We start from the raw sequence: 11,796 nt of genomic DNA, 5'->3' as shown, positions 1-11,796 counted from the left end.
CTCCTGGAGTGTATAATACTCTTGTAACATTTGGAACATTTTGACATGATGTTTCGTCCAAAAAAGCAAAATATTCGGTTTTTAAATCAATGAAAGTTAGTTTTTTTTAAGATCTTCTTCGGGGTTTTCTGGACGAGTGTTATATTTGATGAAATGGTTTTCCATAGTTTAAATTTAGTTTTTGTCTTGTAATGACCCATATTTGCTTTTCACTGTATGTTATTCCATATTTTTCTTTAATAAGATTTTTCACATCTTTTAAATTATATTTTTCTTCATTTCCAGTGATAATTTCTTTTAATTCATTTAATTGTTGGTCAGTTAGGTAAGATTTTCTACCACAATTGGAATAATTTGAAAATAAGCCAGCAATGCCATTTTCATTATATTGTTTGACCCATCGTTCACCGGTTTTTCTTGAAATATTAATGTTTTTTGAGGCTTTAGCAATACTTTCACCGTTTGCAACCATGTGAATTACTAAAAGACGCCTATAAACATCGTAATATTTTCTGTACTCTTTCAACATTTCTGCAATTTCAGAAAGCTCTAAATGTTTCTTAATTTTATTATTAAATTTTTCCATGAGCATATATCTATAACTCATTAGGTATAAACTTTTGGCGATGAATTATAGAAAATTTTGAAATTTTAAGTCCTGTCACATCCTCAATTTAAAAAAAAGATTAAATTCATCGTTTATAGATGAATTCAGATTATATTTTAATATAAAAATAACATGTTGCTGGAATTATTCAGCTAAAGGTTCTAAATGTTGAATGTTACAACGTCTGTTTTTAACCCCTTCGCCTTTTACTTCAACGAAGTTTTCATCAATAATTGCAACAATTTCACATTCTTGACCTGCTTCTCTACCAGCAGTTTTAATACATTTTCTACCTACTTCAATTGATGCCATTTAAATCACCTTTAATGTTTGAATAATGATTTCTGATACACTTTTAGGATCAAAGGTATCAGTATTTATGATTATATCATAGATATCCATATTACTAATATCAATATTATGAATTTCCATGTATCTTGAGGCTTCACTTTTTTCACGAATACTGATTTCGTCTTTTGCCACGTCAACAGTTTTATCTTCCCTTTCAGCTATCCTTTTAGAACGAACATCAAGAGGAGTTACTAACCAAATTCTCAAATCTGCATTGTCAACAAAGTATGCTGACAATCTTCCTTCAATTATTAAGTTATCTGCTAATTTAGCTTTTTCAGCTTGCCTTCTATCAATTTCCTTATCAATATCATCATTACCTTCAGCAAATTCACTGAATTCAAGAACAGACATTCCTTTTTCAGCAGCCATTTCTCTGAAAACAAAACCTGCAGAAATATATGGGACATCTAACTTTTCACTGAGAACCTCAGCTGTAGTTGTGGTTCCTGTACCAGCTAATCCGCCGATAGTAATTATCATTATTTTCTAGCCTCGTTTTTGAAATGTTTACGAGCACAGCTTGAACATAAGTAACCACCGAATGGACGGTTAGGTCTTTTAGCTGTTTTTGATAATTTTCCGATTTCATATGGACGTCCACGAGGAACTCCATGTAATACTTGACCACACTCAGCACAAACATGCTTAGATGGTTTTTTCTTTTTATATATTAAAACATTTTCCCCACCGGGAATGTTTTTGTGAACTCTTTTATATGATCTTGATCTAAACCTATTTGCAGGCATTTAATCACCTTAAATAATTTTTAATAAAATTGTGTAATAGCGTATTCAAAATAGAATACTATACTGTTTCTCTTTCATTATTAATAAATGTATGGAAAAAGGGTTGATTTAGAACCCTTGTTTAAATCCTAAGAATTTTCTTAATATCTGACTCATACCAAAAGTACAAATCATATACCATAATAACCATCCGATACCATATGGAATAGTAGCTTGACCACCATATAAGAAACCACCAAGGAAGTGCCAGAATGGAGTTAATGTAAGCCAATAAACAGATGGCGGCAATATAATAACTAAATTACTAATAGCAGAAGTCCTCATCCAAAAGAATATTAGAATAATTGGAATAAAAGTAACAATCATAGGTTTGAATGAATTAGACATCATTTTAGTCTGATCTTGCATCATTTCAGCCTGTTTGGCCTGAAGTTCTGCAACTTTTTTTCCATCCCCTTTCTTTTGAGCTTCACGTAATTCCTTCTGGAAAGCTTTATTTCTAGCTTGGATTTCATTCATTTCATCTTGGTCAACTAAATATTTATTAGCAATAGTTGTAATTAATGAAACAATAAATGCAATAACTAACACAGTTAAAGCAGGATTAGTTGGATTCGGATCCATTGATAAAAGTGGATTGAAAATTGCATTCAACGCTTCATAAATAATTCCCATTGGGTCCATATCATCACCTATTTTAATACATTTACTAATTTTTTAACTGAAGAATCTAAATGATTGTCATGATTTTCAACAACTTTAACAGTAGCGCCAGTTAATGTAGCATAAGCCATTGAAGTAGCTCTGTTCATTTGTTGATGTAAATCTATGTCGTTAACTTTTTGAAGGTCTCTTTCACGAGTATCATCATTTAATCTTCTGAAAATAATCTCATCAGGATTAGCTTCAATTAAGATAAATTGATTTGGTTGTAATTGTTCCAATACCCAAATTGGCAATCCCGGTAAAAATCCAGTTGGAGTATTAATTGTACAATGAGTATCTACAATAACATTATCATTTTCAGATCGTTCTTTAATTTCTTTAGCTGCTTTAGCTTGAATCTCTTTTTGAGTTTCTGCAGGTAATTTTCTTAAAGCATCCCTATCTTCTACAATATTTTCTTTAATAGCAATTTCAGTCATTATGTCTCCATAATTTAAATGCACATAATCGACTTCTTCTAAAGCTTTATTTAATAAAGTTGTACTTCCAGAACCTGGAATTCCTGTTAACACTACTAATTTCACTTTAATCCCTCTTTTAAAAGATGAAATAGAAGAAGATTAATCTCCTCCTAAAACTTTCCTAAGGATTGGATTTGCAGACATAAGTTGTTCTTCAGCCATTTCTTCGTATAATTTATGAAGAATACCTACGGTAAGCAATACTCCAGTACCTCCACCTAAAGCACCGGTTAAATCTGCAAGGAAAGCAATAAGACCTACATAGACACCACTTATAATGGTAAGTGCAGGAATATATTTTTTCAAAATTTTATATAATTGACGTTTACTACTTCTAAACCCAGGTATCTGAATACCCGATTTGAATAATTGTTCTGAAATCTTTTTAGCGTTTAAACCACTGATTTCAACCCATAAATATGAGAATAATATACAACATGCAATAAAGAATACTGCATAAACCAAAACATGTATCGGTTCAGTATAAAACATTGTCAAGCTTGGTGTTGATAATAACCATGCAAGACCGTCAACAGCTTTACCTTTATCTAAGTGTCCTAAAATTGGGAAACCAATTTTTTGGAAAACATTAGCAAATAAAGTTACGTTCACAAGCAATGCACTTGTTAAAATAACTGGCATGTTACTTGAATAAACAAATTTTAATGGATATTTACCAACAGAACCTCTGACTCTACCGTGCCCTCTTACACTACCTTGAGAAATTGGAATTTCAACTCTCATAGCTTCTCCATAAAGAACAACTGAGAATACAACAATAGTTGCAAATAATGGAATTAAATTAGAAAAGTCAGGTGATCCCATAGAAGCTTGTTGGATGAATTTAGGAATAATACCTGCAAGCAATCCATCAGTATCTTTTAAAATACTGAATGTACCAACCATGATTGATTGACAAACCCCAGAAGCAATGAATAAACCAATACCACTACCGAATCCCCATTTGGAAACAACTTCATCAAGATAAATAATAATAAATGCGCCTAAAACAAGTTGTGCAATTAATACTAAAGTATATGAATTATCAATAGGAATTAAATTTCCAGTCAATACTAAAACAGCAGCTTCAAATATTGTGAAGATAATAGATAATACTTTTTGTGTTGCTTGGAAGTGAGATTTATCTTTATGGGATGAAAGATCCAAATCTAAAAGATTTGAACCAACCAATAATTGTAAAACAATAGAAGCAGTAACAATTGGACCAATCCCTAATGTGAGAATTGAACCAAAACTTCCAGCCATAACTGCCCTTAACGCAGCAAAACTGTCTATAGCCCCAGGAGCTAAACCATATAATGGTATTAAAGTTAAAAAATAATATAATACTAAGACAAGAGCAGTCCATTTGAGTTTTTCATTGAAGTCCTCTCTGTGAACTGGAGATTTAACTTCAGGAATAAACCTAAAAATTGGCTCTAAAACTTCTAATGATGACATTTTATTCCCCTAAAAGAGAAGAGCTATAAGATTATAGCTTCTCCTCCTAATTCTTCAATTTTTTCAATAGCAGATGCTGAAAATTGAGGTGCTGAAATTTTGTAAGCTTTAGTGATTTTACCTTTAGCTAAAACTTTATCATAACCCAATTCAGTTACATCTATAACAATTGCATCTCCTTCTTTAGATGCTTTTCCTTGTTCGATTAATTTGTCAGCTTGTTCTTCCAAGTAATTTAAATTAACAACATTGACTTTTTTAATCATTTTTTGAGGTCTTTTGAAACCATGTTTACCGAAGTAATTAGGCTCGTGGATTACAGTCCAGGTCCAGTGTTGTTTACCCATACCTGCTTTACCTTTTCCACCTTTGTTACCTGCACCTCTACGTTTTTTGGTACATCCTCCACCGTTGGATCTTGAACCTCTTTGTTTGTTGATTTTACGTTTTGTTCTAATCATACTACACACCTGAGTTTAAAGCATTCTTTTTGCAAGATCTTTAATTTCTTCTCCCCTGTAACCTAAAGATCCACCTTCTTTAACAGATAAACGGATATCTTCGTAACCTTTTCTTGGAGGGTGTAAACGGAATACAGGTTTAATACCCACATCAGCTAATTTAACTTTACCATCAACTAAAGCACTAGCCAATTCTTCAATATTATTACAATCGGAATTTTCAGCAACATACTCATCAGTAACCTTTACATTACCTGGAAGTCTTCCTCTTTTAGCAATCATTGCTGCAACAGTTTCAGCATCGATTTCCCCCCAAGTGATATAATCCTTAGCTTTTTGAAGCATTCCTTCATAACTAGGATTTTGTTCTACTAATACTGCATGGCTAATTCTGTTAAGTCTTAACATGTCTAAGGTGTCTGCAATATTTTTAATGACACCAGTAGTTCCTCTAACTCTAATAACTAAAAACATAGTATCACCATCTAGTAGTTAACTCCCATTTTTTTGAGATTTTCTTGGCTAGCTTTAACACTGCTTAATCCTTTTAAAGCATCGAATACAGCATTAGCAAAGTTAATGGTGGTTTGAGTTTGTCCGAAAGTTTGAGACCATACATCTTGAATTCCAGCAAGTTTTAAGATAGTTTTACCAACATCTCCAACTGCCAAACCTACTCCTGCAGGAGCCGGCATTAAAGTAACGCTTACACTACTGGTTTTACCTTGTACTTTGAAAGGTACGGTATGTTCTCTTCCACAAACACAACCCCAATCTCCACAGCCTCTTCTTACTTTAATAATGTTGTATTTAGCATTATCAACAGCCTTTCTGATAGCCGGACCAACTTCTTTAGCTTTACCTTGACCTAATCCAACATAACCATTTTTGTTACCTACGGCAACAATTACTCTGAAATTAACTTTTCTACCAGATTTATGCATCCTTTGAACCAAGTTAACATCCATTACTTCCTCTTCTAAATCTGGAATTAAGGCATCAACTATTTCTAATTCCATAATTGGAAGACCTTTTTCAAAAATTTCATCGATATCAATAATGGTCCCATCTTTAACTAATTTACCAAGATTGGTTTTAGGTTCCCATTCATTCATATTAAAACTCATAGTTATACCTCTGCCTCATCGATATTTTTAACAGTTTCATCAAAGTTTTCAGGTAAATCTTTAGGATTAAGACCTCTTTCAAAATACTTTGAGAATTTTTTAGCAACTTCTTCAGCATTTAAAGATTCAGCATATTCTGCAATATTTTCTCCTCTGATACGTTCATCTTCTGGGAAAATGAAGTCTCCGTGAGGTACTTCTAAACCTGCATCAACTGCACCTTTTAAAGCTGCAAATATTTTAGAACCTTTAATTGGTGATTTTAAACCTATGTCTAAGATTGCATTTTCAACACCTGCTTCTAAAGCTCTTTTAGCACATAAGTATGCTGTTAAGTAAAATGCTGAAATGTTTCCAGTAGCACCTAAGTAACCATATTGTGATAATTGTTTGCTTACTGCAGATGCAACGGTGATATCTCCTTCTGGAGCGTAATCAATAACTTGAACGGTAGCATGAGCATTAGAAACTCTAACAACCAAACGAGATTTGTTGTAATCAACTAATTTCATTCTAGCCGCATAATCAGTTTTACCTTCTCTTCTTCTTCTGAATGCTACTTTATAATTAGTTCCATGTGCCATGTTTATTCCTCTCCTTTAATTAAATCATGGTCACGGGCGTAGTTTCTCATGTAAGATTTACTTCTAAATGCGCCACCCTTAGCCATTTTGTATAATTTACGATAAGTGGTAGCATCAATGATTTCATCTTCACGCATATCTTTGAGATCTCTTCTTAAAGCCCTAATAGTAGTCATCCAAGCCTTTTTCTTAGGAGTACGAGCTTTTTTAGCCCCTTTTATACTACCTCTACCTTTTCTTTTTCCTTTTGCTTTTTGTTCTTTAATTTTTTTAGATCTGTAGCTACTAATACCTTTTTGAGGTTTTGCTTTAATAGCTCCATCTTGAATTAACTGCTTTACACCATCTCTAGTAATCGCCATAGATACTTCTTCTAATCTTTCTGGATCAATCCATACACGATTAAGACCTACTTTGAGGATACTAGCAGCTAATCTTTTTTGAGTTGTAAGATTCATGTATATAATCCTCCATTTAGATAAAATCTAAATTCCCTTTGAAATTTAACTAGTCAAATCAATTCAAATAAAGCCCCGTAATTGATTCAACTTATAAATATGATTATTTATTTAAAACTTTTATATTGAGCTCTGATGCTTTTTTCAACATCAACTCTTTTTTTCTTTTACCAATAGAAGCACTTATTCTTGCAGCATCAGATACTGGGTTTAAGTCTTCTAATTCTTGCATATTGTGAACAAGAACATCATTATATCCGGAAGGATGTAAATCCCTTATAGCTCTAGGGGTTCTGTAACCAATAGCCGGCATGTCAGGTTTACCTGCTTCATATCTTCTCATTTTACTGGTTTTACCTCTAGGGCGTCTCCATTTTATTCCAAGTTTTTTATAACGAGCATATTCTTGTCTTTTAAATCTTTTATTAGCCATTTAAATCACCATTATTCTTTGCTAGTTAAATATATTCCATCTTGGAATACTCTAGGATCTCTTCCTTTAATTTTAGTTGCTTGTTCTAGGTTAGCCATAGTTTGACCAACATGTTCCTTATTGATACCAGTAATTGTTACCTCATCACCTTTCACTACTACTTTAGAAGATCCTACTATTTTAGCAGTTCTTGGGTGTCTTTCCCCGAGGAAGTTGTCAATTAAAACTGTATCTTTTTGGACTTTTACAGTCATTGGAAAGTGAGCAAATACGATTTTCATATGATATTCAAAACCATCAGTCACACCGATTAACATGTTGTTAATGTGTGCTCTTGTGGTTCCAATCATTGCTTTATCTTTCTTTTTAGGGAATGCTGTTTCTAAAATAACAACACTATCCTCTTCTTTAATACTTACATTAGGATAAGTAAATTTTCTAGAGTCCTTTCCATTAGGTCCTTTTACAGAAACCTCATTATTATCAATTATAACTTCAACGCCTTCAGGGATATCAATTTCTTCCCTTATAGCTGCAGCTACTACCATTTTATCACCTAATACATGTAAGCCAACAAACGTCCACCAATTCCTCTTTCCTTAGCCTCATAGTGAGTCATAATTCCTTCAGGAGTTGTGACGATTAAAATACCAAAGTTTTTTGCTGGCAAAAATCTTTTTTCAAATTTCTCAAATTCATCTTTTTTAACAGCGTGACGAGGTTTGATAACACCACATTTGTTAATGTTACCTTCTAATTCTACAATAAATTTACCTGCACGGTTGTCATCAATATACTCAAAATTACCAATATAATTCTCTTTTTGCATAGTGCTTAAAACTTGTCCAATTAACTTGGAAGCAGGAGAAATAACACAAGAATCATTTACTTGCAATTCATTATTCCTGATATTAGTTAAAGCATCAGCAAGAGGATCCATAAGACTCATATTTAAAACCTCTAATTATATTTTTTAAATCCCATTTTAGGAGCTACTTCCCTAAAACATTGTCTGCACAAATTTATTCCATATCTACTAACCATAGCAGAATGATCTCCACAACGACTACATTTCTTTGCAGCTTTTCCGTATTTTCTTGGCAAAATATCACCTTATTCAGTTACATAATTAACTTCGAAGTTTTCTTCCATAAATTTCATAGTTTCTTCTTTAGAAATTCTATGTTTCTGAGGAACTTTCTTTTGTTGGATTTTTCTTTTAGAAATCCTATACCCTGGTTTTTCAAAAGTAACGGAAACATTCATACCAAAGATACCAATATCCGGATTATATCTCATGCCTGGAATATCAATATGCTCCCTAATACCAAAAGAAAGGTTTCCTTGAGCATCGAATTGAGTAGGTTTAATATTTCTACTAATTCCTTCTAAAACCATATCAATAGCTTTATCAGCTTTTTCTCCACGTAAAGTTAATTTACATGCAATCGGTTGGCGTTTTCTAATACCCCATTCTGGGTTAGTAACTGTTGAGAAAGTTTTAACCGGGGTTTGATCGAACATTTGTTCTAATAAAGTAATAGCGCGGGATAATTTTTCACCAGCTTCACCAACACCAATACTGATGGTGGCTTTTTCGATACGTACTTCATTCATTGGGTTCATTTATTAACCTCCAATAAAGATATTACCGGCTCATCAGCTCCAATTACAAATGCATAATCTTTTAAAGTTAAAAATTCATCTTTTGCACTATTTTCAATAAGAATAGTGTTTGGATTAGAATCTTTATTTTCAATGATTTCACTTACAGTACCTAATTCACCAGTGTGTTTACCACCAGTAACAAGAACAGTAGCTCCTTCCTGTAAAGGATATACATCAACAATTTCTTGTTCAGGTACTTTTAAACAAATAACATCTCCAACGGAGTATGCATCTTCATCAATGATAACATTTTTACCATCGTGAAGGTTTAATTGAGTTTTACCACCTTTAATAGTGGATTTATTAACAATTTTAGATAATTTAGCACTACCCTCATTGATTAAATCTAATTGTAATCTTCCTTTTCTATCTAAAAGAACTCTATAAGCTTCCTCAGTTTTAGGAATTTCAATAACATCCATAAATCCAACTGGGAATTTATAATCTTTAACAACTCTCCCATCTACTAAAATATTACCAGAGTTGATAATTCTTTTTGCTTCTCTGGAATTATCAGCTAATTTCAAAACATCTCTGATAACTAATGTTAATGGAATAGCATCTTCAATTGAATGTGAACCTGCAGAAGGTTTTACAGTCCAAGTATCTTCTTTAGGATGAATAGGCCAAGATTTAGGTGCTTTATATCTTTTAAGATGTTTTCTAGATCCCATTTTAGCCATATTAATTATCTCCTTTATTTTTTATTCTTCTATCATCTTTTAAATCTGCTTCAATAATTACTAAGTTAGACGGGTCAACTGGGAGAAATGCATTAGTTCCATCAGGTTTAGCTAAAGTAACTTCTTCAATGTTTACTTTATATGAAGAATAATCGACAGAAGTGATTTTTCCTTCATGACCTGCAAAATCTCCACGAACTACTCTAACTGTATCTCCTGTTCTAACCGGTAAAGATTTTTTACCTATTTCTTCCCTTAAATCTTTACTTACAGAAGCACTTAAATATTTACCACGTGCATGAGCAGGAGCATTATAACGAGCTTTTCTTTGTTTTCTTGGTTGAATTGACATATTTTCACCTTATACTAAAATACTTGCTGCACTACCTACACTAGGCCATCTGTCAGCTGCTTCTTTAGCAACAGGACCTCTAATTTCGGATCCTTTTAAAATTCCTTCAGGAGTAATAATAACTGCAGCATTATCTTCAAATTTAACACGAAGACCATCAGCACGTCTATATTCCTTTTTTTGTCTGACTACAACTGCGTTAACAACTTCTCTTCTCATATCCGCAGTTCCTTTTTTAACAGATGCAACAACTAAATCTCCAACACCTGCTACATCGAGTCTTCTTCTTACACCTTTAAATCCTTTTACAGAAATGATTTCGATTTCACGAGCACCAGTATTGTCAACACATTGGAGTCTTGCTCCAATTGGTAATGCTTTAGTCATGCTTGAGGTTAATGGTTTCATAATAACTACTCTCCTTTAACTTCAACTAAAACAAAATGTTTAGTTTTACTTAATGGTCTACATTCTGCTATTTTAACAGAATCACCAATATTCACATCAAAACAATCAGGTTTGTGAACATTGATTTTAGATTTCCTTTTCTCATATCTTTCATATTTTTTAATGAATTTATAGTAACTACGTTCAACAGTAATAGTCCTTTCTGCTCTGTTACTTACTACAACACCTTCAAGAACTTGACCTCTTACAGGCAAAGTTCCATGAAATGGGCAGTTAGGATCATTACATGTAGTTTCTGGTTCTTGAACGTTAAGCCCAACCATATTATCACCATTTATATTTTTTTAAACCTTTTTTTTATTCTATCTTCAGGACGAATAGACAAAATATTACCATCAACTTCAATTTTTTCCCCGTTTGGAATTTCAAATACAAAGATTGTTCCATTCTTTGGAATAACCTTTTCAGTATTATCCATTCCCTCAATTCTGATAGTATTCTTTGTCTCATCAATAATAGTTCCGTTTAAATTAAGAGAGGTATTCCTTTTACTTCTTGCATTAACTTTTAAACCAATGAATTCATGATGCACTAAATTATTTGAAGTAATCATATTTCCATTCTCTTAATAAAAATTTACAATAAATTATGCAGAAAAATTACAAAATTTTATTGAAAAACATATCGAACAGATGAACTATCTCCTTTTCTTATTATTCTTTTTAGATTCTCGGATTTCAATAGTATCAGATGAGAAACCCATTTCAGATAAAACTTCTTTCACTCTAACTTTGTGATCTCCTTGAAGCTCTATTTGACCGTTTTTAGTGGTTCCTCCACAAGCACATTTAGCTTTAAGAGTTTTAGTGAGTTCTTTGATATCTATATCATGTTCATCAATACCTTCGATAATAGTCATGAGTTTTCCGAATCTTCTTCTAACTGTAAACACTTTTAGAGTTTGAACTTCACGTGCAATTTCTTCACAAACACAAAGTTCTTCAGGAAGCCCACATACATCACAGATTTTTGACATTTAATTCTCCTTTTGTTTTTCATTCAAAATTGTAAGAACACGAGCAATTGTTCTTTTTAATTCTTTAATTTTTCCAGGGTTTTCGACTACCCCGGCAGCTGCACTTTTAGAAACATTTTTGGATAATTCAGTTCTGAGTTCAACTAACTTATCTTGAATCTCATCAACTTCCATGTCCCAAATTTCTTTACTTCTTAAAATCGCCATTGTTCCAACTCGTTTGGATAATAA

The 11,796-nt window shown here is 32.5% G+C and carries 24 protein-coding genes; all 24 read right to left on the bottom strand.

Going from position 1 to position 11,796, the window contains the following annotated elements; translation table 11 throughout:
• Positions 1 to 139: 139 nt before the first annotated feature.
• The 24 genes from Q9968_RS04030 to rpmC all read right to left on the bottom strand — a co-directional run bounded on the left by Q9968_RS04030 (position 140) and on the right by rpmC (position 11,772).
• Positions 140 to 586 (bottom strand): helix-turn-helix domain-containing protein, encoded by a 447-nt coding sequence (locus Q9968_RS04030; protein WP_305513686.1) that lies wholly within the window; start codon positions 584 to 586, stop codon positions 140 to 142.
• Between the two features lie 165 nt (positions 587 to 751).
• A complete protein-coding gene (locus Q9968_RS04025) occupies positions 752 to 919 on the bottom strand; it encodes a 50S ribosomal protein L14e (RefSeq protein WP_305513684.1) in 168 nt (55 codons plus the stop codon).
• Complete coding sequence (gene cmk / locus Q9968_RS04020) at positions 920 to 1,441, bottom strand: (d)CMP kinase (RefSeq protein WP_305513682.1); 522 nt, start codon at positions 1,439 to 1,441, stop codon at positions 920 to 922.
• Positions 1,441 to 1,707: a 50S ribosomal protein L34e gene (locus Q9968_RS04015; RefSeq protein ID WP_305513681.1), complete on the bottom strand. Its 267-nt coding sequence runs from the start codon at positions 1,705 to 1,707 to the stop codon at positions 1,441 to 1,443. The genes cmk and Q9968_RS04015 overlap by 1 nt, the downstream gene beginning before the upstream one ends.
• Before the next feature lie 108 nt (positions 1,708 to 1,815).
• Positions 1,816 to 2,391, bottom strand: coding sequence for a DUF106 domain-containing protein (locus Q9968_RS04010; RefSeq protein WP_305513680.1), 576 nt, complete (start codon positions 2,389 to 2,391; stop codon positions 1,816 to 1,818).
• Positions 2,392 to 2,399: 8 nt separating this feature from the next.
• Complete coding sequence (locus tag Q9968_RS04005; protein WP_305513678.1) at positions 2,400 to 2,957, bottom strand: adenylate kinase; 558 nt, start codon at positions 2,955 to 2,957, stop codon at positions 2,400 to 2,402.
• 36 nt (positions 2,958 to 2,993) lie between these two features.
• Positions 2,994 to 4,355, bottom strand: coding sequence for a preprotein translocase subunit SecY (secY, locus tag Q9968_RS04000; RefSeq protein WP_305513676.1), 1,362 nt, complete (start codon positions 4,353 to 4,355; stop codon positions 2,994 to 2,996).
• A 23-nt stretch (positions 4,356 to 4,378) separates the two neighbouring features.
• On the bottom strand, positions 4,379 to 4,816 hold the full coding sequence (locus Q9968_RS03995; RefSeq protein ID WP_305513674.1) for an uL15m family ribosomal protein: 438 nt from the start codon (positions 4,814 to 4,816) through the stop codon (positions 4,379 to 4,381).
• Between the two features lie 15 nt (positions 4,817 to 4,831).
• Complete coding sequence (locus Q9968_RS03990; protein WP_305513672.1) at positions 4,832 to 5,290, bottom strand: 50S ribosomal protein L30; 459 nt, start codon at positions 5,288 to 5,290, stop codon at positions 4,832 to 4,834.
• Positions 5,291 to 5,301: 11 nt separating this feature from the next.
• Positions 5,302 to 5,943, bottom strand: a complete 642-nt coding sequence (gene rpsE, locus Q9968_RS03985) for a 30S ribosomal protein S5 (protein WP_305513671.1) — start codon at positions 5,941 to 5,943, stop codon at positions 5,302 to 5,304.
• A gap of 2 nt (positions 5,944 to 5,945) precedes the next feature.
• Positions 5,946 to 6,527: a 50S ribosomal protein L18 gene (locus Q9968_RS03980; protein ID WP_305513670.1), complete on the bottom strand. Its 582-nt coding sequence runs from the start codon at positions 6,525 to 6,527 to the stop codon at positions 5,946 to 5,948.
• Positions 6,528 to 6,529: 2 nt separating this feature from the next.
• Positions 6,530 to 6,985, bottom strand: a complete 456-nt coding sequence (locus tag Q9968_RS03975; protein ID WP_305513668.1) for a 50S ribosomal protein L19e — start codon at positions 6,983 to 6,985, stop codon at positions 6,530 to 6,532.
• Between the two features lie 103 nt (positions 6,986 to 7,088).
• Positions 7,089 to 7,418 carry a 50S ribosomal protein L32e gene (locus tag Q9968_RS03970; protein WP_305513666.1) on the bottom strand — a complete coding sequence of 110 codons (330 nt, stop codon included), beginning with the start codon at positions 7,416 to 7,418 and terminating at the stop codon, positions 7,089 to 7,091.
• A gap of 11 nt (positions 7,419 to 7,429) precedes the next feature.
• The gene (locus tag Q9968_RS03965; protein ID WP_305513663.1) at positions 7,430 to 7,966 is read right to left on the bottom strand and encodes a 50S ribosomal protein L6; all 537 of its coding nucleotides are present in this window, start codon (positions 7,964 to 7,966) and stop codon (positions 7,430 to 7,432) included.
• Positions 7,967 to 7,974: 8 nt separating this feature from the next.
• A complete protein-coding gene (locus tag Q9968_RS03960) occupies positions 7,975 to 8,367 on the bottom strand; it encodes a 30S ribosomal protein S8 (protein WP_305513661.1) in 393 nt (130 codons plus the stop codon).
• A gap of 11 nt (positions 8,368 to 8,378) precedes the next feature.
• Positions 8,379 to 8,522: a 30S ribosomal protein S14 gene (locus Q9968_RS03955; RefSeq protein WP_292608552.1), complete on the bottom strand. Its 144-nt coding sequence runs from the start codon at positions 8,520 to 8,522 to the stop codon at positions 8,379 to 8,381.
• Positions 8,523 to 8,531: 9 nt separating this feature from the next.
• A complete protein-coding gene (locus Q9968_RS03950) occupies positions 8,532 to 9,044 on the bottom strand; it encodes a 50S ribosomal protein L5 (RefSeq protein ID WP_305513658.1) in 513 nt (170 codons plus the stop codon).
• Positions 9,041 to 9,769, bottom strand: coding sequence for a 30S ribosomal protein S4e (locus Q9968_RS03945; RefSeq protein WP_305513656.1), 729 nt, complete (start codon positions 9,767 to 9,769; stop codon positions 9,041 to 9,043). The genes Q9968_RS03950 and Q9968_RS03945 overlap by 4 nt, the downstream gene beginning before the upstream one ends.
• Position 9,770: 1 nt before the next feature.
• Entirely contained in the window at positions 9,771 to 10,121 is a 351-nt protein-coding gene (rplX, locus tag Q9968_RS03940; protein WP_305513654.1) for a 50S ribosomal protein L24, read from the bottom strand.
• 9 nt (positions 10,122 to 10,130) lie between these two features.
• Positions 10,131 to 10,529 carry a 50S ribosomal protein L14 gene (locus Q9968_RS03935; protein ID WP_292740338.1) on the bottom strand — a complete coding sequence of 133 codons (399 nt, stop codon included), beginning with the start codon at positions 10,527 to 10,529 and terminating at the stop codon, positions 10,131 to 10,133.
• Positions 10,530 to 10,534: 5 nt separating this feature from the next.
• Positions 10,535 to 10,852: a 30S ribosomal protein S17 gene (locus Q9968_RS03930; protein ID WP_305513650.1), complete on the bottom strand. Its 318-nt coding sequence runs from the start codon at positions 10,850 to 10,852 to the stop codon at positions 10,535 to 10,537.
• Between the two features lie 11 nt (positions 10,853 to 10,863).
• On the bottom strand, positions 10,864 to 11,142 hold the full coding sequence (locus Q9968_RS03925; RefSeq protein ID WP_305513648.1) for a ribonuclease P protein subunit: 279 nt from the start codon (positions 11,140 to 11,142) through the stop codon (positions 10,864 to 10,866).
• Positions 11,143 to 11,226: 84 nt separating this feature from the next.
• Positions 11,227 to 11,565, bottom strand: coding sequence for a stress response translation initiation inhibitor YciH (gene yciH / locus Q9968_RS03920; protein ID WP_305513646.1), 339 nt, complete (start codon positions 11,563 to 11,565; stop codon positions 11,227 to 11,229).
• A complete protein-coding gene (rpmC, locus tag Q9968_RS03915; RefSeq protein ID WP_305513644.1) occupies positions 11,566 to 11,772 on the bottom strand; it encodes a 50S ribosomal protein L29 in 207 nt (68 codons plus the stop codon).
• Positions 11,773 to 11,796: the final 24 nt, after the last annotated feature.

The organism is Methanobrevibacter sp. V14 (genome assembly GCF_963082475.1).
GTDB lineage: Archaea > Methanobacteriota > Methanobacteria > Methanobacteriales > Methanobacteriaceae > Methanocatella.
The sequence above is the reverse complement of the archived record's forward strand: the minus strand, read 5'-3'. Positions and strand labels throughout refer to the sequence as shown.

Excerpts from the sequence above, each read along its gene's own strand:
- Q9968_RS03970 (WP_305513666.1), bottom strand. The coding sequence starts at position 7,418 with ATGGCTAATAAAAGATTTAAAAGACAAGAATATGCTCGTTATAAAAAA.
- rplX (WP_305513654.1), bottom strand. The coding sequence starts at position 10,121 with ATGTCAATTCAACCAAGAAAACAAAGAAAAGCTCGTTATAATGCTCCT.
- Q9968_RS03945 (WP_305513656.1), bottom strand. The coding sequence starts at position 9,769 with ATGGCTAAAATGGGATCTAGAAAACATCTTAAAAGATATAAAGCACCT.
- Q9968_RS03995 (WP_305513674.1), bottom strand. The coding sequence starts at position 4,816 with ATGATTAGAACAAAACGTAAAATCAACAAACAAAGAGGTTCAAGATCC.
- Q9968_RS03980 (WP_305513670.1), bottom strand. The coding sequence starts at position 6,527 with ATGGCACATGGAACTAATTATAAAGTAGCATTCAGAAGAAGAAGAGAA.
- Q9968_RS03930 (WP_305513650.1), bottom strand. The coding sequence starts at position 10,852 with ATGGTTGGGCTTAACGTTCAAGAACCAGAAACTACATGTAATGATCCT.
- Q9968_RS03965 (WP_305513663.1), bottom strand. The coding sequence starts at position 7,966 with ATGGTAGTAGCTGCAGCTATAAGGGAAGAAATTGATATCCCTGAAGGC.
- rpmC (WP_305513644.1), bottom strand. The coding sequence starts at position 11,772 with ATGGCGATTTTAAGAAGTAAAGAAATTTGGGACATGGAAGTTGATGAG.
- Q9968_RS03960 (WP_305513661.1), bottom strand. The coding sequence starts at position 8,367 with ATGAGTCTTATGGATCCTCTTGCTGATGCTTTAACTAATATCAGGAAT.
- Q9968_RS04015 (WP_305513681.1), bottom strand. The coding sequence starts at position 1,707 with ATGCCTGCAAATAGGTTTAGATCAAGATCATATAAAAGAGTTCACAAA.
- Q9968_RS03925 (WP_305513648.1), bottom strand. The coding sequence starts at position 11,142 with ATGATTACTTCAAATAATTTAGTGCATCATGAATTCATTGGTTTAAAA.
- Q9968_RS03950 (WP_305513658.1), bottom strand. The coding sequence starts at position 9,044 with ATGAACCCAATGAATGAAGTACGTATCGAAAAAGCCACCATCAGTATT.
- rpsE (WP_305513671.1), bottom strand. The coding sequence starts at position 5,943 with ATGAGTTTTAATATGAATGAATGGGAACCTAAAACCAATCTTGGTAAA.
- Q9968_RS03975 (WP_305513668.1), bottom strand. The coding sequence starts at position 6,985 with ATGAATCTTACAACTCAAAAAAGATTAGCTGCTAGTATCCTCAAAGTA.
- Q9968_RS03990 (WP_305513672.1), bottom strand. The coding sequence starts at position 5,290 with ATGTTTTTAGTTATTAGAGTTAGAGGAACTACTGGTGTCATTAAAAAT.
- cmk (WP_305513682.1), bottom strand. The coding sequence starts at position 1,441 with ATGATAATTACTATCGGCGGATTAGCTGGTACAGGAACCACAACTACA.
- yciH (WP_305513646.1), bottom strand. The coding sequence starts at position 11,565 with ATGTCAAAAATCTGTGATGTATGTGGGCTTCCTGAAGAACTTTGTGTT.
- Q9968_RS04025 (WP_305513684.1), bottom strand. The coding sequence starts at position 919 with ATGGCATCAATTGAAGTAGGTAGAAAATGTATTAAAACTGCTGGTAGA.
- Q9968_RS04030 (WP_305513686.1), bottom strand. The coding sequence starts at position 586 with ATGGAAAAATTTAATAATAAAATTAAGAAACATTTAGAGCTTTCTGAA.
- Q9968_RS04010 (WP_305513680.1), bottom strand. The coding sequence starts at position 2,391 with ATGGACCCAATGGGAATTATTTATGAAGCGTTGAATGCAATTTTCAAT.
- secY (WP_305513676.1), bottom strand. The coding sequence starts at position 4,355 with ATGTCATCATTAGAAGTTTTAGAGCCAATTTTTAGGTTTATTCCTGAA.
- Q9968_RS03935 (WP_292740338.1), bottom strand. The coding sequence starts at position 10,529 with ATGAAACCATTAACCTCAAGCATGACTAAAGCATTACCAATTGGAGCA.